The sequence below is a fragment of the Niallia sp. FSL M8-0099 genome, assembly GCF_038006945.1.
GTDB classification, from domain to species: Bacteria; Bacillota; Bacilli; order Bacillales; family Cytobacillaceae; genus Niallia; species Niallia circulans.
Genome location: NZ_JBBOWF010000003.1, coordinates 43814 through 63475, shown reverse-complemented (window position 1 = coordinate 63475; position 19662 = coordinate 43814). Strand labels below are relative to the sequence as shown.

The 19662-nt window shown below is 31.7% G+C and carries 13 protein-coding genes; 12 read left to right on the top strand and 1 reads right to left on the bottom strand.

Annotated elements, in window-relative coordinates:
* Complete coding sequence (locus NSQ92_RS24710; protein ID WP_341123811.1) at positions 1 to 1263, top strand: Y-family DNA polymerase; 1263 nt, start codon at positions 1 to 3, stop codon at positions 1261 to 1263.
* Between the two features lie 20 nt (positions 1264 to 1283).
* Here NSQ92_RS24710 and NSQ92_RS24705 read toward each other — a convergent pair whose 3' ends face one another.
* Entirely contained in the window at positions 1284 to 1931 is a 648-nt protein-coding gene (locus tag NSQ92_RS24705) for a hypothetical protein (RefSeq protein ID WP_341153307.1), read from the bottom strand.
* Positions 1932 to 2766: 835 nt separating this feature from the next.
* Between NSQ92_RS24705 and NSQ92_RS24700 the strand changes: the two genes are divergently transcribed.
* The 11 genes from NSQ92_RS24700 to loaP all read left to right on the top strand — a co-directional run bounded on the left by NSQ92_RS24700 (position 2767) and on the right by loaP (position 19545).
* Entirely contained in the window at positions 2767 to 3471 is a 705-nt protein-coding gene (locus NSQ92_RS24700) for a 4'-phosphopantetheinyl transferase family protein (protein WP_341123809.1), read from the top strand.
* Between the two features lie 77 nt (positions 3472 to 3548).
* Entirely contained in the window at positions 3549 to 3818 is a 270-nt protein-coding gene (locus NSQ92_RS24695; protein ID WP_341123808.1) for an acyl carrier protein, read from the top strand.
* A 38-nt stretch (positions 3819 to 3856) separates the two neighbouring features.
* Positions 3857 to 3985 carry a hypothetical protein gene (locus NSQ92_RS24690; protein WP_341123807.1) on the top strand — a complete coding sequence of 43 codons (129 nt, stop codon included), beginning with the start codon at positions 3857 to 3859 and terminating at the stop codon, positions 3983 to 3985.
* A gap of 79 nt (positions 3986 to 4064) precedes the next feature.
* Positions 4065 to 4229 (top strand): hypothetical protein, encoded by a 165-nt coding sequence (locus tag NSQ92_RS24685; RefSeq protein ID WP_341123806.1) that lies wholly within the window; start codon positions 4065 to 4067, stop codon positions 4227 to 4229.
* 1 nt (position 4230) lies between these two features.
* Positions 4231 to 4794: a hypothetical protein gene (locus tag NSQ92_RS24680; RefSeq protein ID WP_341123805.1), complete on the top strand. Its 564-nt coding sequence runs from the start codon at positions 4231 to 4233 to the stop codon at positions 4792 to 4794.
* Between the two features lie 4 nt (positions 4795 to 4798).
* Entirely contained in the window at positions 4799 to 6595 is a 1797-nt protein-coding gene (locus NSQ92_RS24675; RefSeq protein ID WP_341123804.1) for an HAD-IIIC family phosphatase, read from the top strand.
* A 15-nt stretch (positions 6596 to 6610) separates the two neighbouring features.
* Positions 6611 to 7588 (top strand): BtrH N-terminal domain-containing protein, encoded by a 978-nt coding sequence (locus NSQ92_RS24670; RefSeq protein ID WP_341123803.1) that lies wholly within the window; start codon positions 6611 to 6613, stop codon positions 7586 to 7588.
* Positions 7589 to 7628: 40 nt separating this feature from the next.
* Positions 7629 to 8612 (top strand): BtrH N-terminal domain-containing protein, encoded by a 984-nt coding sequence (locus NSQ92_RS24665; RefSeq protein WP_341123802.1) that lies wholly within the window; start codon positions 7629 to 7631, stop codon positions 8610 to 8612.
* A 27-nt stretch (positions 8613 to 8639) separates the two neighbouring features.
* Positions 8640 to 11726: a cyclic peptide export ABC transporter gene (locus tag NSQ92_RS24660; RefSeq protein ID WP_341123801.1), complete on the top strand. Its 3087-nt coding sequence runs from the start codon at positions 8640 to 8642 to the stop codon at positions 11724 to 11726.
* Between the two features lie 49 nt (positions 11727 to 11775).
* Positions 11776 to 19008, top strand: coding sequence for a non-ribosomal peptide synthetase/type I polyketide synthase (locus NSQ92_RS24655; protein ID WP_341123800.1), 7233 nt, complete (start codon positions 11776 to 11778; stop codon positions 19006 to 19008).
* Positions 19009 to 19044: 36 nt separating this feature from the next.
* The gene (gene loaP / locus NSQ92_RS24650) at positions 19045 to 19545 is read left to right on the top strand and encodes an antiterminator LoaP (protein WP_341123799.1); all 501 of its coding nucleotides are present in this window, start codon (positions 19045 to 19047) and stop codon (positions 19543 to 19545) included.
* Positions 19546 to 19662: the final 117 nt, after the last annotated feature.

Here is a 19662-nt window from a genome sequence, read left to right as displayed (position 1 = left end):
ATGTTCGACTACTCTCAGTTTCCTCATAAAAACATACTAGCAGTCGATATGAAGTCATTTTATGCTTCCGTATCAGCTGTATTATTAGGTCTCGATCCTCTTACTTGTCACTTAGCTGTAGTAGGAAATACGGAGAGGGAGGGGAGTGTAGTACTTGCTGCCTCTCCTGCTATGAAAAGAGATTTTAAGATAAAAACGGGTTCTCGGAAGTTTGAAATTCCAAAAGATCCTCGTATTGTTGTAGTGGATCCATCGATGTCCTTATTTGTCCGCGTATCTACAGAAATTATTAAGTTATTTTATAAATATGTACCTCCTAATAAAGTACATGTTTACTCCATCGATGAAAGCTTTTTAGAACTTGGCCCTTCTGATAAATGGGGCACTCCAGAAGAAATAGCTAAACAAATTCAATATGATATTTACAGTGATTTCGGACTCCCCTGTACAGTAGGAATCGGTCCAAATATGCTTATGGCAAAACTGTGTCTAGATTTAGAAGCTAAAAAGGTGGATAGTGGTATTGCAACTTGGACTTTCAATGATGTACAAAAGAAATTATGGCCAATATCACCATTGAGTGAATTTTGGGGGATTGGTAAGCGAACTGAAAAAACATTAAACAGTATGGGGATATTTTCTATAGGGCAACTTGCTAGATACGATTTAAAATTACTGGAAAATAAGTTTGGAATATTGGGAAACCAATTGTTTCATCATGCTTGGGGAATAGATTTATCCGAAATTGGTTCACCAATTATGGCTGGGCAAGTCAGTTACGGTAAAAGTCAAATATTACTTCGGGATTACAAGGAAAGAAGAGAGATAGAAACTGTAGTATTAGAAATGTGCGAAGAGGTATGTAAAAGAGCAAGAAAAAATCATCATGCGGTTCGCACTATAAGTTTTGGGTTAGGATATAGTCGAGATGAGTATGGTGGGGGATTTAATCGGTCAAGAACAATCGAAAATCCTACTAATGCAACCATGGATATATATAAGGTATGTTTGGATATTATGAGAGAAAATTATCGCGGACAAACTGTTAGACAAATATCTGTTAGTTTGTCCAAACTCGTAGATGATTACGAAGTGCAATTGGATCTTTTTGATACTAATAGTTGGAAAAAACGAAAAATAGGTTATGTAGTAGACGAATTAAGAAATAAATTTGGCCCCACCTCTTTACTAAGGGCAGTCTCCTATACTCCAGGAGGGACAGCTGTACACCGTTCCAAATTGGTTGGTGGGCATAGAGCCTAATCCCCCCTTAAAGGGGGATTTTATTTTATACCAAGACTCTCCAATGTCTCTCGTACATTTTCGGGGTATACTTCAATATACAATTCCTGTAATTTTCTTCTTAGTTTTCTGTAGATTAAAAATAGTACTAATGAAATGATAACTACTGGAATAGTTGTTAGAAAAGCATAGAGAGGATTAACTAAAATAAAGAATCCGTAACAATGAGAAGAAATGAGATTTATAATCCTATCGAAAGTATTTATCCGTCTTAAACTATTTTCAGTTTTGAAATACCTCTCTGCAGCTGTTAATTCACGGTTGGTTTTCCCTTTCCAAGACCATTGAGCCTTCGCGAATTCTATCCATTCCTCCTTTTCCAATTTCGTTTCCTTTGAAGAAGCAGAATTCCTAATATCGCTCTTTTTTTCTGAGTAGAAATGAGCATATGCTTTCTTAATTTCTTGTCGATAAATTTCCCCCTCGATTTCCTGCACCTTTTTATAAACACCAGTTAAGCGGGATATCAAGTATGCACCATAACTGAAAAACATTACAGCAAGGAATATAAGAATCGTTTCACTAAAGTAATTTGGATATATGTATGTAATAGCATAGATAACTATAAAACTATATATAACATATGAGAGATATAAAAATAATCTTTCTTTACTAAACGGCCAACTCATTATAATTTACAATCCCCTTTCTTATCTACTATTATTATCGACGATTTTAAAATGTTCTTGATATTTAAACGGTGTAAGCTCTTGACACAGCTTTAACAGTTGGGTATAAATATAAGTTCTCCAGCCACCATCAAAACCATGATATAAAGTATCGAATAAACAATTAAGTTTAATATGATCTCTTCTTTGTAATAACATCGATATAGTGAAGAGGCTTTATTAACATATGGAAGGTCAATAAAAATAGTAGTTTGCTTCCACCATTACTCTCTTCAATCATTTCACAAGCATCCCGATTAGTTATCGTTACTTGTTCTGCAAAGGAATGTAAATTTTTCTATTCGTCTTATTAGTTCATCTGGAGGTGCTTTAATTTTTATTGGTTTTGAAATACATAATCAAACTAATGATTTAAAAATAATTTTCAGGTAATGTTCATTTTATAAAATCATCAAATAGGATGAATAGAAAATCTAATATAGGAATAAATTTGTGGCATTAGAGGATAAAAACTTCTATGCTTTTTTGTGTAAAAGCACAATTAATGGTGTTGCAATAGTCTCTCTTTTAGTCTTGTTTATTAAAAAGAAATATAATTTCAATTATCATTGGATTTTTTCTTTAAGTCCATATAGTTCGTAAATTAGTATTTATAATGGAAAAAATTGTAGAATTTTTTCTTTTCCTTGATGTATAATGAAGTAAAGTGTAAATAAATACCCAAAAATGTAAAGAGTTGTGTAATATAAATATATAAATATGAAAGAAGTACAGTTTTATTTCTAAGTAAATCACTAAATTATTACTTGTTATCTACTAAAAGGAGAAATTTAGTTTGGTACAACTATATTCAGTAAAGATTGAAAATTACGAAAATAATATAGAAGATATTCTTTATTTGCTATCAGAAGAACGAAAAAAACGAATATTGAGACTCCGACAAATACCGGATCGAATTAGAGGTGTTGTAGCAGAAACATTAGTAAGAACTCTAATAATTCATAGACTCAATATTGACAATAATGACATTACTTTATGTATTAATAATTTTGGAAAGCCCTATTTAAAAGAGTACCCTGAATTCCAATTCAATATTTCTCATTCGGGTGACTATGTTCTGTGTGCAATATCAGATCGTCCAGTAGGTATTGATATTGAAGAAATAAAAGATATAGATTTAAAAATAGCTGATCGCTTTTTTACTAATAGTGAAATCAACTACATAAATCAAGCAACTAATGAAAATCGTATTAAACGTTTTTATTCTATATGGACAGCTAAAGAAAGCTATATCAAATTTATAGGTGAAGGTATGTCTATACCGTTAAATTCGTTTACCATTGAAATCTTTGATAAGGCAATAAAACTATATGAGTGTAATGGACAAATAATCACTGAACCATCTTGCTATTTTAAATCGTACAATATTTCAGAAAAATACAAGACTACTTTGTGTTCACAAAGCCCATATCATTCAGATGTTATTCATTTCAAGTTTTCAGATTTATTCGAGGAATTTACTAAAATTGCTTACAAATAGTAGCGTATTATTAAACTTTATTAATTCCTAAATCCTTATAAATATCAATTTTACTAAATGAAAAGGAGAGTGAATCTTTGAATAGGTTAGAAATAGAAAAAAAACTACAAATTGCTATTAGTAATTGCTTAAATGTAAATATAGATTTTAACCAAATTGGTAAGGAGGATAATTTATTTAGTCTTGGTTTAGACTCCGTACAAGGGATTAAATTGTTAGTTGTTATTGAAGAACAATTTGATATTGAATTTTATGATGATGAGTATAGTTTGGAAAACTTCAAAAGTATTGGATCAATTATTAATTTAATACAAAGTCATGTTAGTAGTGCTACTCCTGAAATATAAAAAAATTTCCTAAAGAATATTGAAAGGAGGTGTTAAATATGAAGAAGAATGAAACCTTGAGTCAGCTAAAATACTTAATTTCCAAAGTTACTACAGATGCAAAAGGAATGGAATACAGAGAAGTGGAATTTGTTAAAGCTAGTCCTGCTACCAAAGCAGCAAATTAATACAAGGCAAGACAGGATATAAGAGTAGTTTCTTTTATCCTGTTCTTGCTAAACATCACTTTTTTGGAGAACTCTCTGCTTGAAGAACATTATTAAAATATATATTCTTTTTGCAAAAAATTTTATGTTTTCGCTTAATGGCTATATATTAAATGCAAATGGCACTTTACATAAATCAGGTGATTTCCTGTCCTTTAGACCGTTTACTTATTATCATGCTTTACTTTCTAAATGGAGGAATTGAAATGTCCTATAAATATAATTGTTTAGACTTAAGTAATATATTAAATCATAAGGCCTGTTCACTAAAGGACTCTGAAGAAGGAGGATACCTAACAATATCAGGTTCTTCCATTCCCGAAGAATATATGCCTTTTAATAAGGTTTTTGAATATAATACTATACCATTCTATATGGGTAAGCAAAGTAATTGGGATAATTTGGAGTTATCGGGACAACGAGTTTTTTTATCAGATACAGAAGCTTCAGCAATACATGTTATTGGAACATCTAGTATGACAGATATGGAAGAAGAAATAGAGATTTATTACAAAGATACAACAATTCATACTGCACCCTTAAAACTTAGTTATTTTGGAACTGATCCCTCAAAGACTGATAATGAATGCTTTATTCAAATCCCTTTTCTGTATTCAGGAACAAAAGTAAATTCAAAAATCCAACCATGTATTTGGTATACAAAATTAAGTCTTCCAGTCCCATCTCTTATAGACTCTATTTTACTTGGGGAAAACCCCTGTATGCACATTTTTTCAATTACAGTTGAAAAACAAACTGAAAAGGAATAATGATATGTTAAATAATCCCGGCAAGGAAGAATTTTTAAATATATTACAAACTAATGAAGCGGAAAAGTTAGAAGCTAAAGAACAAATTAATATAACAATTTTCACAAATGTAACCTTAAAACCTATATTTGATACTTATTTAATTCATTTCCTCTTACAAAACCAAATAAGTGCTGAATTATCTTTTCTTGATATTGATGAGACTATAATGAAAATACATAAACAACATACTAATCTACTACAACAAGAAAGTGATTTTATAATTATTTTTCCTAATATCAATGCGTTAAATGACAATTTATTCAAAAACCCCTATCAACTGGATAAAAATAAATTAATTGAAGAGACAATCTCTGTTAAACATAATCTATTAACACTTTTAAAGGGAATACGCAAACATTCAGAAGCTATTATACTATGGAATTTGTTTGAATTGCCGAGCATACCTACTGTAATGATAAATTCAAATTTAGATTATAATCCTTATAAAATAATAAAAAATTTAAATGATTTTATGGAAGTTGAACTTGATAAATCATATAACACTTTTGTTATAGATTTGAACCTTGTTTTATATCGTTTCGGAGCCGAGTTTATTTATGACAAACGACAATGGCATTGGAGCCGTTCACCATATAGTAAAGATGGCTGTCGAGAGATAACCAGATATATGGCAAGTAACATATGTGCACTTCGTGGTAAAAGTCGGAAATGCCTAGTGTTAGATTGTGATGATTTACTATGGGGTGGAATCATAGGAGAAGAAGGAATTCAAAATATTCGTTTAAGTCCTTACCATCCTGGTTCTGCTTATTATGAATTCCAGCAAGAAGTGCTAAATTTTTACAATAGAGGAATTCTAATTGCTCTTTGTAGTAAAAACAATGAATACGATGTAATTGAAGTGATACGAAATCACCCTCATATGTTAATTAAAGAGAATCATCTAGCAGCATATGAGATAAATTGGGATGACAAAGCAACAAACCTATTACGAATTGCAAATAAACTTAATATATCATTAGATAGCTTGGTATTTATGGATGATAGTGAATGGGAAGTTTTTCAAATTCAAGAATTACTTCCAGAAGTGAAAGCTATTCATATGCCAAGGAAAAAACCATATTTATTTCGAGATAAGTTACTTGAAGCATATGAGTTGTCAAATCAATCATTAACTTCTGAAGATACAATGCGTACGAAAATGTACCAAGAAGAACAAGATAGAATTCGAGACAAAAGTCTTAAAAGTGATATGGATATTTTGAAATATTATAGAACTCTACAAATGAAAGTAAAAGTTTCATTGGCAGAGCAAATAATAATTCCAAGAGTAGCTCAACTAACTCAGAAGACTAATCAATTTAATTTAACAACTATTCGATGTACTGAGGATGAAATAAGACAACGGTGTAACAATGAAAATTATGATGTGATTGTGATTCAATTGGAAGATCGTTTTGGGGATTTTGGGGTTATTGGAACCAGTATAATTCATTATGAAGGAGAAAAAGCAGTAATTGAACACTTTATACTATCCTGCAGAGCATTAGGGCGTTTAGTAGAAGATGCATTACTCTCATCTATAATCCAGCGTACGAAATATAAAGGTATAACGAAATTAATAGGGGTTTATAAGGCGTCTCCTAAGAATAAACAAACAGAACTATTTTACGAAAAGCGAGGATTCCAACAAACTAGTAAAAATGAGATAAGTACCATTTATATTTGTAATCCATTTAAGTTTAAAAATAGTGAAAAGTGGAGAGAGAGCATAGAAATTTGTTCAACTTTTGAATAGATTAGGGTGATGATAGTGGATAAAAACGAGGAACTATATCTTGCATGTTATCAAACTCTTCTAATGTACTATTTTAAAGAGAGATTAAAGATAAATAATCCAATTGATTATATGTATTGTAATGCACTGGAAACAACTAGCAGAATTTATAAAGGCAGTTTCATAGAGAGAAAATCTAGATTCGACTATGAAAATCAGGTTAAATTATCAAATCTAAAGTATCTTAATATAAATCTTTTCGTTACAACATGTTCAGATTATCAAGAATTAAAATCTAATATGATTGAGCTACTTGGCAATGGTAAAGAAGTATTTTTATATGTTGATGAATACTATCTTCCTTATTCTCTTCAATACAATAAACTTCATACTAGTCATAGCCATATGATCGTCGGATATGAATATGCTGAAGATGGGAGTATGATATTCAATACAATCGATAACGTTGGAGCAAATATTAAACAACAAAAATGTCCTGAAGAGTACCTTAAGCTTGCGTTTAATGCTATAAGGAAAAAGTTTGTTATCCATTTTGAAATTAGTCAAAATTCTAATGAAACCTTAGATAAACACCATTTTATTAATCAGATTAGAAAACTCATTTTAGAGTATGAAGATGATTACGAGGTTTATTACGACTTCATTAATGCTTCTGAAGAGAAGTGGGAAAGCTTAAGGAAGCAATCTGAAGATTTGACTTTTTATTCACATGTTTTTGGATTAATTTCTGGTTCTAGGTACTGTTTCTTAAAAGGGCTAATTTCACTTGGTTGTCATAATCATTTAATTCAATCTTATCTTACTCAATACTACCAAGAAGCAAAGGTACTAATGTTTCTCTTTGGAAAAGCTGTGTTTTCCTCCAAATTAAATATGGAGAATATTAAAACAAAATGTAAACATTTATTGGAATTAGATAAGAACTTAATTAAGGAAATAAGAAGAGATCCATATATTATGGATTTTGCAAACAGGAGTAAAGAGAAAGCTTAACTCTAATTGTCGCTATATGAGTAGAAAGGGAGAGGGTTTTATGTTAGAAGCAGTTTATCAAAACGAACGTTATAATTGCACGCATATTACGATTGCCGCGATGCTGGAAAGGCTAGGGATTGATGTTACACTGCTTTTTAATCAAGCTGGACTCTACTTTGAATTTCAAAAGGGGCAATCTCCAACGATTGTTATAGAACCCTATTTTCAAAGTTTTAAAGATAACATAAAACAATATTTTGGACTGAATGTTGAAACTGAAGAATATCTGGATATAGATTCATTTATACATCGTTTAGAAGAACTGTTAGTCGCCAATCAAACAGTTGGTGTCTTATCAGATGTATTTTCATTAGATTACAGTCGTCTTAACGAAAAGAGAGTTCATTATTTACATAGTTTTGAAATACTAGGAAAAGTAGATAGTAATTATAAAGTAGCTGATCATTATTTTTCTCATAGTGAGAAAATGAACAAGTTTAGATTGATAAATATATTGAATGAGTTTCAAAATCAACTGTCAGGTGGGCGTTTAGTTCTTTTCTTTTTAACTAGAGATACTAATCAGTTTTTTTTACCAGAACAAAACTATATAGAAGTAATAAAAAACAATTGGAATGTAATGAGAGGTGAGCGTTGCTTTTTACTACAAGACACTACTGAATATCCTGGAGTGTTAGGGCTACAAGCTATAAAAAAATGTGGCGACCAGCTATTGAATATTATTAGAGGTAATTTTGATAATAAAGACTTTTTGGTTTCCCACATATATACAAGTCTGAAAGAAGTTTCAAATTCAAGATATAATGCCCATTCATATCTTAATAAATTTGGAGAGTTAGATTTAGCTAAGCTGTATCTAACTAGTCATCAAAGTTGGATTGTATATGCCAATTTACTAATGAAAGCTTTGATGTATCCAAATATAGATATGCAGGATAGATTACAAAAACGTATACAACTACTATTTAGCCACGAGCAAGCAATATTGGAAAATATAGAAAGACTCATAGTTAAAGTTTAAATTAACAGAACAAGGAGGTGTAAAGAAATGATGTTTAAAAAAATCCTATTCTCTCTAATCTGTATTATTTTTTGTTCATTACATGTATATAATTCGGCGTTTGCAATATCTTCTAATACATTAATAGATGATATAGATTCTTTTGTAGAAGAACAAAAAGAGAAAGCAAAGATTCCCGGTCTTGCTGTTGTAGTAATAAAAGATGGTAAAACTATTTATAAGGAGACAAAAGGATACTCAGATATTGAATCTCAGAAGCTGGTGTCAGACTCAACGATGTTTGAAATTGGTTCTAATACCAAAGCTTTCACTGCTTTAGCAATATTAAAGCTTGAAGAAGAAGGGAAATTAAAACTATCTGATCCAATCTCTAAATACCTTACATGGTTTGATGCGACTTTTGAAGGAAAAAGTGCTGATATAAAATTAGAACATTTTTTATATCATTCAAGTGGTATTCCATACTATACAATGGTAGATATTCCAAAGAGTAGTTCTGAACATGCACTTGAAGAGAATATTCGAGCACTTTCAGGTGTTGAATTAAAAGAGGCACCTGGTAAGGAATATCACTATGCAACAATTAACTATGATGTATTGGGCCTAGTAATTGAAAAAGTAACATCTACTAAATATGAGGATTATATTACAACAAATATCTTAAGTCCACTTGGACTTAATGGTATGTCCGTAGGTAGACCTTCTGATGAATCAAATATTTCAACGGGCTATAAACTTGCTTTTGGAAAACCCTTTCCATATAAAGCACCAGATTATCGAGGGAATACCCCAGCTGCATATATACTTACCGATTTAAATAATGCAGAAAAATGGTTGCGTATTCAAATGGGACTTGAACATAAAGAGTGGTTCAATCTTATATCTCAATCGCACCAGCCAGATCGAAGTGTTGAACCAACTATAGATGGTTCTTCATATGCTGCAGGGTGGGCAATTTATCAGGATGGCGATGGAATGGTAGCACACCTTGGTTCTAACCCTAACTATTCGGCTCATACATTATTTCGTCTGGGGCAAAAAAATTATGCAGTAACAGTTTTAGCTAATCTTAGCTCTTCAAATGTACAAAAAATTGGCCAAGGAATCATGGAGTTAATGGATGGTGAAGAAATAAGTGTTAGTGATAGTTTAGACGGCTATATTAAAATAGATTGGGTTAGCACATTAATATTAGGTGTAGGAGCTATATTCACAATATCCCTTATTGCCTTTTTAGGGTTACTGATTAAAGAAGTAATTCAGGGGAAAAGAAAGCTACGCAAGTTAGGAGTTAAAGAAAGTGCAATCATGTTTTTAGCTACTATACTTATAGTTATATATGAGCTTGCTATTTTTTATATTCCAGATATTTTTTTAGGACGAGCGAATTGGGAGTTTATTAAAGTCTGGGCTCCATTTACTTTATCCTTAGCTGGTTGGACTTTAAGGATAATTGGATTTGTATATTATTTATATTTTATTTTTCTACATGTAACTATAGGTACAAAGAATAAAGTAGTTTTTAATTTAATTATTTTAAGTATTGTCAGTGGTTTAGCAAACTCATTATTAATTTTTATAATCAACAGCAGTATTGGTATAGAAGATGAAGATCGAAATAGGATTTTTATGTATTTTATTATGGTTGTGATTGTGTATTTAATTGGTCAAAAGTATGTCCGTGGTGGGTTGGTTACACTTACCAACGAGTTTCTTTATGAAAAGAGAAAAGAATTAATTAATAGACTGATTAATTCTTCATATGAAAGCATCGATAGATCTGTAAAAAGTAATATCTATGCAACATTGAATGGAGATATGGAAGTAATCAGTAGAGCTGTCAATTCTCTTGTTACAGCTGGAACAAACCTTATAACATTACTCGTATGTATAGTGTACTTATCATTTATTCAATTTGAAGGATTTTTGCTATCAGTTGGGTTAATTGTCTTAGGCCTAACTCTATATATTTTGACGGGAAGGGTTTCCCAACGTTTTTGGGAAAAGAATCGGGATGTACAAAACATATTTTATAAATTAATTGAGGACATGATCTCTGGCTTCAAAGAACTACACATGCGCCAAAAGAAGAAGAGTGCTTTTTATAAAGACATAATTGAACAGTGCTTAAAACTTAAAAATTTTCGTATTAAAGGTGACTTGAAATTTATAAATGCTTATGTACTTGGTGAGTTTTTATTCATTATCGTTTTAGGGTTATCGGTATTCCTTCTTCCTAATATAATTGATAGTTTTGAGGACACTACTATTCTAAACTTTGTTGTTGTCTTTTTATTTATTATTGGTCCTGTAAATGGGTTGTTAAGTACAGTTCCAGTTTTATTTCAAGCTAAAGTTAGTTGGGGAAGAGTAGTTCAATTAGAGAAGGAATTAAAAACTTCTGCACATCCCCCTATAGATGAAGAGGTTCTTTTAGAGGAGTTTTACCATATAGAGCTTGAGGATGTAAGTTATCAGTATTTTGGAGAAGATTCTTTTAATGTGGGTCCATTGAATGCTCATTTCCGCTCAGGTGAAGTAACTTTTATAGTCGGTAGTAATGGTAGTGGGAAATCAACACTCGCAAATCTTATAATGGGATTATATGAACCTAGAGGTGGAAGCATTAAAATAAATGGTTCAAGTCTTTCTTCTAAACAGTTAGGTGAATATTTTTCAGCAGTTCAAAGTAACTACTATCTATTTGATCGATTGTATGGTATTGAAACGAACGGACGCGAGGAAGAAATAAAAAGATATTTGAAGTTGTTTAAGTTAGAGGCTAAAGTGCAAATTCAAAACGGTGAATTTACTACCACGAAACTCTCAACTGGGCAGCGGAAAAGGCTTGCTCTTCTAATTTGTTTACTTGAGGATTCACCTATCTATCTATTTGATGAATGGGCTGCGGAGCAAGATCCTCAATTTAGAGATTTGTTTTATCATGAGTTTATACCTGATTTAAAAACAAGGGGTAAATGTATTATTGCAATAACTCATGATGACCGATATTTTGATATAGCTGATCAGGTAATAAAAATGGAGTTAGGGAAAATAGTAGATTCTAATTATTCCTCAAAAACTGGTTATATATATCAACCTAGTTTAAATTAATCAAATGGGAAAATAATGCATTTTTAATGTGAAAGGGGAAAAGGTAAAGGTGGACTACAGACTATCAAAAAATGATGTGGAAGACATTGTGGCATTATCCCCTATGCAAGAGGGTTTATTGTACCACTATCGTATGGAGCAAAATTCGAATCAATACTGTCAGCATTTGATTTTAGACATTGAAGGTCGAATAGATATAGAAAAACTAAAAACAACTTGGATGAGAGTTCAGAAGATTAATGAATCACTTAGATCCATCTTTAGATGGAAAAATATGAAAAACTCTGTTCAAGTTATTCTAAAACAGAAGACATTACCTCTTCATATACATGACTTTCGTGAATATTCATTTCATGAAGCAAATCAGAAAGTAGAAATGGAAAAAAAACATGTTTTTGCAAAGCCGATTCCAATTGATTTAGAACCATTTTGCATTACCATTTATCTTATTACTGATTCATCCGCGGTTATGGTTTTTAGTTATCACCATATATTACTTGATGGGTGGAGTTTAGTTCAACTTCTTCATGAATTTATAAATCTTTATGAAAACGAAAATAGTGCTGAAATAGTTTTACCTAAACCCAAATTAAAGCAAACTGCTAAATGGCTTTTACAGAGGGATAAAATATCACTACAAGATTTTTGGAAGGATTATTTACATGGATCAAATGCCCAAACATTAATTCCTGTTAATAGTAAGGCAATTTCAGATGATAAAAATACTAATGCTGCTATTTATAATCATAAATTAACTTTCGAGAAAACGGATGAAATTTTGAATTTTGTTAAAAGCAATAGCTTTACTTTGTCATCAACTTTGTTAGCAGCTTGGGGGATCTTGACACAAATTTATAATGATACAGATGATGTCTTAATCGGTACAGTTGTATCTGGTCGTAAAGCACCTATTATTGGTATAGAAAATCTTGTTGGAGTTTTATCAAATACGATTCCTTTTAGAGTAAGAGATAATGGCAAGGATACAGTTCGGCAATTTATTAATCGGGTACATGAAAACTATATTAGTTTAGAACCATACGAGAATACTCCACTGGTGGATATAAAATCTTATAGTGGTATAGACAGTAGGAATTCCCTATTTGATACATTAATTGTTATTGAAAACTATCCCCTTCATGACTTATTAGAATTTTCAACTGATAAAAGTATTCAAATAAAATCGTTCGAATTTATAGAAAGTAATCACTTTCCTTTAACCCTAACACTAATGGTGGTAAACGGAAAACTTGAATTTAATTTCACTTATAATCCGGAAGTATTTCAAAGTTCAATCATCAAAAGAATAATTGAGCTTTATGAATCAATTATCAATAAATTTATTAGCCAATCTGAAAGTAGATTAGGGGCAATTAATTGGATTTCTGATAATGATAAAAATCTTCTCATTAATAGTTATAATACAACTGATCATGATTACAAAAATAATTGCCCTATACCTACATTACTAGAAAGTCAGGCTAAGCGTTGGCCAAATCGTATTGCATTAGTCTGTAACCAAGAAGAAATAAGCTATTCAGAATTAGATAATTTAGTAAATCGAATTGCAAATGGTCTCTTAGACAAAGGGGTTCAGCCAGAAGAAGTTATTGGTATTATGATGCCACGTTCTATTAATTTGGTAGCGAGTATGCTTGGAATTATGAGAGCTGGTTGTGCTTATATGCCAATTGATCAAAAGCTTCCATTAGATAGAATACAGTATATGTGTTCAAATGCTGGTGTGAAACATTTAATCTTGGATAACGGTGACACCCTTATAGTTTCAAATGTCATTTCACATCCTATCGATGAACTCGAAAAATATCCATCTGTTAAGGTTAAAGTAAATGTAGCTCTAGAACAATTAGCATACGTTATTTATACTTCTGGCTCAACTGGAGTGCCAAAAGGAGTAATGGTTACTCATAAGGCAATCCTAAATAGATTAAATTGGTCACAAACGAAATATCAATTAACCTTAGAAGATACGATACTGCAAAAGACACCTATTAGTTTTGATGTATCCGTATGGGAACTATTTTGGTGGATTTTTGGAGGAGCTAAACTTTGTTTATTAACACCTGGAAAAGAAGGGGATCCGAGTTCATTAATACAGCATTTATATGATAATAATATAACAATAATTCACTTTGTCCCAAGTATGCTTGGTTATTTTTTAGACTACTTGGAAAGAAATCCGCATGAAATAAAGAAACTTAAGAGCCTTCAAAGAATTTTTACGAGTGGGGAAAGTATAAAGCTAAGTCATGTAGAACGGATTAACAAACTGCTAACGATTCCAAATGGTACAAAAGTTACGAATATGTATGGTCCAACAGAAGCTACAGTAGAAGTTTCATACTATGATGTAAACGATATAGAAGAAGGTCTTACTTCAATTCCTATCGGTAAACCAATAAGTAACGTGAACCTTCATATCCTCGATAGGAATATGAAACTTCAACCAATTGGAGCAATAGGAGAGCTTTATATCTCTGGTGTTTGTCTGGCAAAAGGATACATTAATCAGCCACAACTAACTTCAGAGAAGTTCATTCAGCATCCATGGAATAAAGATGAGTTAATTTATAGAACTGGCGACAAGGCGATTCAACTTCCTAATGGGAACATTCAATTTCTTGGTAGAGATGATGACCAAGTGAAAATTAGAGGTTATCGAATTGAAATAGGTGAGATTGAGGAAGCTTTGTTATCTGTACCATTAGTTAATGACGCACTTGTATTAAAAGTGGAAAAAGATGATGATGTCATTCTTCACGCTTTTGTTATTTCTTCTGAAGAATTAGAAGCGGAGAACATTCGGAAGGTATTGTTAGAAAAACTCCCAGAATATATGGTTCCCAACTATTTTCACAAGGTTCTAGAGTTTGCTAAGACTCCTAGCGGAAAAATAGATAGATTAGCTATGGTTAAAAATATTAAAGTGCAATCCAATAATTCAAAATCTCTCAGTCCAGAAAGTGAAACAGAGAGAAAACTCATTTCTATATGGAGCGAGGTATTAGATCTTTCTAATATTGGAGTTCATGATAATTTCTTTGAAGTTGGTGGACATTCACTGTCATTGTTAAAAGTTCAAATGATGATTCAAGATGTTTTTGGAAATGAACTTACTGTTTCGGATATGTTCCGTTTACCTACAATAAAATTTCTTGCAGAATATTTAGATGGAAAAAACCAAGAAAACACTGTAGATATCCAAGAACAACAGAGCCAAAATCAAATAGATAATGATATTGCAATTATAGGAATTGCAGGACGTTTTCCAGGTGCAGATAATACCGAAGAGTTTTGGGGAAATCTAGTAGAAGGTATTGAATCAATTCACTTTTTTTCAGATGAAGAATTAGTGAATTCTGAAATACCTGAAGAACAAATTAGAAATCCTAAGTATGTAAAAGCATCAGGGATTATTAATGATGCAGAATTTTTTGATGCAGAATTTTTTAATATGAGCCCAGTTGAAACTGAGATGACGGATCCACAACAAAGATTATTATTAGAGTGTTCATGGGAAGCTTTAGAGAACGCAGGATATAATCCATTTGAATATAAAAATAAAATAGGATTATTTGCTGGCACTAGCATGAGTACTTATCTCGTAAATCAATTACTCCCTCTCGCAACTTCACGGTCATTGGACGAATATAGATTAATGCTTGGAAATGACAAAGATTTTCTAACAACACGAGTATCACATAAGCTTAACCTGAGAGGTCCGAGTTTAGCCATCCAGACAGCTTGTTCCTCTTCATTAGTTGCAGTACATGTAGCTTGTCAAAGTTTACTTAATAGGGAGTGTACAATCTCATTGGCAGGAGGGGTATCTGTTGAAATCCCTCAAAATCATGGTTATTTGTATCAAGAAGAAGGAATTCGTTCTCCTGATGGACATTGTAGAGCTTTTGATGAAGGTGCATCTGGAACTGTTAGAGGAAGCGGAGTAGGCATGGTAGTTCTGAAGAGACTTAATGATGCTATTAAGGACGGGGATCATATTTATTCTATTATAAAAGGATCATCTGTGAACAATGATGGGGCTGTAAAAGTTGGTTATACCGCTCCTGGAGTCGAAGGACAGGCAGAAGTGATTATGGATGCTCATAATAGGGCAGGTGTGAATCCTGAACAGATTACTTATGTAGAAACGCACGGAACTGGGACAAGTTTAGGTGATCCTATTGAGATTGCAGCCCTGACGAAGGCATTTAGAAAGAAAACAGATAAATATGGATATTGTGCAATTGGTTCTGTAAAGACGAATATTGGACATTTAGATGCAGCTGCAGGCATTGCTGGATTGATTAAGACTGTACTCGCAATTTACAATAGGGAACTTCCTCCTTCGCTTCATTTTCAAAGTCCTAATCCTAAAATTGATTTTGAAACGAGTCCATTTTATGTTAACAACTTGTATAAAAAATGGGAGTCACCTATCTCAGTACCACGAAGAGCTGGTGTTAGTTCATTTGGTATTGGGGGAACCAATGCTCATGTAGTCTTGGAAGAATTTAAATCAGAATTAAAAAATGATAGTAAGGGGAGAACTCAAACTTTAATAGTACTATCAGGCAAATCCGAAAATTCAATTATACAAAATAAAAAAAGGTTAGCTTATCATCTACGTAAACATCCAGATATTAATCCTGCCGACATTGCTTTTACTCTTCAAGTAGGAAGAGCTGCATTTGACACTCGACAATACTTGCTTGTTAAAGATCGTGATGACTTGATTAAAAAACTAGAACAATCCGAACAAAATAAGATTGCCAACATAAAAGAAAATAGTCCGATAGCTTTTTATTTTACTGATCAAGATTCAGCGTATATTGGTATGGGTCGTGAGTTATATGAAACACAAGAGTATTTTTGTGAACAAGTCAATTTATGTTCTCAAATTCTGTCTCCATTAATTGGTTATGAAATTAATAAGGTATTATATCCAGGTGAAAGAAAACCAATAATAGAAGAGAATATTAGTAATTCTTTAACGGCTCCAATGTTATTTACCATTGAGTATAGTCTTGCAAAATTTTTGATTCGCATCGGTATTATTCCAAACTGTTTAATTGGGAATAGTGTTAGTGAAATTACCTCTGCTTGTTTATCTGGAGTATTTTCTTTAGAAGAGGCTCTTTGGCTTGTCACAGAGCGTGAAAAGGTATCTCAATTAACGTTTGCTGATTTCACACAACAATCGAGTCAATTAAATCGTCTTAAGAAAGAACTTCATCAACAGCTAGCTAAAAAGGTAACATTTAATGCTCCAAATATTCCATTCTATTCAAATATAAGCGAGGATTGGATAACAGATGAGCAAGCGACTAGTTCCGAATATTGGATTCAGAATATTTTTACGAATGCTAAGATAAGACACTGTCTGCAGTTTATTGAAAACTTTCATAGTATCTTAATCAGATTGGGTTCGGATAATAATGATACTAATATGATAAATACTGCGAATGTAAAACTTAATACTTTAGCCTCTTATGAAGATAAAAATAGTGATATGTATTACCTCTTAAATACTATTGGGAAACTTTGGATGTTAGGATTTAATCCAGATTGGAATATCTTGCATGAAAGAGAGAATAGAAGGCGTTGTCCACTACCAACCTCTTATTTTGAAAGAAAACGATACATGTTGCATGGTGAAAAAAATTTAAATGTTTTGTTAAATCAGGATTCTAACGATATTTATCAAACTTTTGTAGCAAATTGGTCAAGAGCTTTTAAAAGTATTAATAGGATTGTAGCTACAAATGGACTTTCTTTTATTATTTCTGAAGAAGAGAATGAATTAGAAGAGGAACTAAAATATAAATTAGAAGTGCTTGGTAAGACTGTGTTCATACTAAAAAAGGAACATGATTTTAATTGGGAAGTTGTGCAAGGATACTTGAAGAATATAGAAGTACCAGTTTCTATTTTCGATATAAGAGGCTTATATTCAAAACAGCCACTAATTGCGAGTTGGAGAGATTTATATAAACGATTATCAGCTTTCGATGGAAAGCTAAATTATATTCTTGTTGGGGATAAATACTATAACATAACAGGAATTGATAAAATAATCCCTTCTAAGACTGCGGATTTAGAACTCTATTTGGGGAATATCCAAAAGTCAAAAAATATTATGGTAAAAGTAATTGATATTCCAACGCCTGATAAAATTTCATATGACATAGTAAATCTATTAATACAGGAAGCAGAGATTAAAGAAAGTCACAAACAAATTGTTGGATACCGTGGAGGGAAGCGTTGGATAAGAAGTTATCAAAATATAAAACTTCCACAGGGTGCAAATTTACGAACTGACTTGCAGAAGGTTTTTTTAGTTATTAGTTTAACATCAACAAGTGATGAATGGTTACTCTTAGAAAAGTATTCTGAAATGGAAAATATAAATATTGTTCAAAAAAACATCTCATTTAATGGGAGTTATCGTGAGGAAGAGCAAGATTACAGTAAACTAATCTTGCAAGTTAAAGAGAAGTTTGGGCATATCGATGGAATTATTTTCTCACTTAATGGCTCAGAATTACTTGGAGGCAAATCATTTGAAGAGTGGGAGCATGTAATATCTTTATTAGACTTGGAAGTACGAAGATTGCAAGATTCTATCAGAGATTTAATTTTGGATTATACTGTCATACTTCTAACTGGTCTAAAGAAGTATACGAGTGTATTACATGCTTTTACCTCTTCGGTTGCAAATGTAGTCGCAGCTGAAGGTGAAGTGCATTTGTGGAATAGCGTTTATATAGAAGGAAGTTTAGAGAGTCTTGAGATAAATCATATGAAAGAGATTTTAGGGAATATAGATACAATTATTTTTGATATGGAACCAGCTGATTGGGTTATTTCAATTAAGGATGAAATGACATTAGTTACTAATAAACAAAATGTAAAAGATGACTTAAAGACATTTTATTCAAGGCCAAAGCAAAGTAATGAATATATAGAGCCTAGAGATTATGTTGAGAAATTTATTGCCCAGGTTTGGCAAGAATTACTTCATATTGATCAGATAGGGGTAAATGATCATTTCTTAGAACTTGGTGGAAATTCACTTTATGGCTTACAGATAGTGTCTAGATTACGAGAAGTGTTCCAAGTAGAGTATATGCTTGAAGATTTATTTACCCATCCAACTATTTCAACCACTTACAAAAAATTGGAATCTATTTGGGGGAATAAAGAAATATTGGAGGAAATTGTTAAGGTTTATAACGAAATCATTCTTACAACGAGATAAGTACGATTATTATTATAGTAATAAGGAGCGATAGAGGTGGAATGGTATGCGATTTTTGTTGAATCAGGAAAAGAAGAAACTGTGCAAAAATTATTGAAGTTACATTTTGGTGAAAGTTTCGTCGCCATTATTCCAAAACGTATAATTCCAGAAAAAAGAAATGGAAGGTTTATTAATGTAGTAAAAACTTTATTTCCTGGATATGTATTAATTCGGACTAAAATAAATAACTCTATTCATGCCAATGTTAATTCTTTACCATATATATTTCGTATACTTGAGAATAAAGGAACTTGCGTTCCTCTAGAGCCCAAAGAAATTTCTATTCTATTAAAACTACTTAATGGTCAAGATATTATAGAATTGTCAAAAATTGATGTGAACACAAATATTAAGGTGATTTCGGGCCCTTTATTTGGACTTGAAGGTATTATCCAAAAGATTAATAAACACACTCGGAGAGCAAAAGTCTTCGTTAATTTTGCTGGAAGAGAAACTTTATTTGATGTAGGTATAGAATTTTTGGAGAGGGTATAAATCCCTCTCTGCTTTGTAGAATTAAGGCACATTATATGAGGGATTTTGCAGAAAAAAATAAAGTATTTTAGTGGGAATTATTGAAATATTTGGTTAACATGGTAATATAGTTATATA

Coding starts and splice junctions, on each gene's coding strand:
- NSQ92_RS24710 (WP_341123811.1), top strand. CDS start 1: ATGTTCGACTACTCTCAGTTTCCTCATAAAAACATACTAGCAGTCGAT.
- NSQ92_RS24705 (WP_341153307.1), bottom strand. CDS start 1,931: ATGAGTTGGCCGTTTAGTAAAGAAAGATTATTTTTATATCTCTCATAT.
- NSQ92_RS24690 (WP_341123807.1), top strand. CDS start 3,857: ATGAAGAAGAATGAAACCTTGAGTCAGCTAAAATACTTAATTTCCAAA.
- NSQ92_RS24680 (WP_341123805.1), top strand. CDS start 4,231: ATGTCCTATAAATATAATTGTTTAGACTTAAGTAATATATTAAATCAT.
- NSQ92_RS24675 (WP_341123804.1), top strand. CDS start 4,799: ATGTTAAATAATCCCGGCAAGGAAGAATTTTTAAATATATTACAAACT.
- NSQ92_RS24665 (WP_341123802.1), top strand. CDS start 7,629: ATGTTAGAAGCAGTTTATCAAAACGAACGTTATAATTGCACGCATATT.
- NSQ92_RS24660 (WP_341123801.1), top strand. CDS start 8,640: ATGATGTTTAAAAAAATCCTATTCTCTCTAATCTGTATTATTTTTTGT.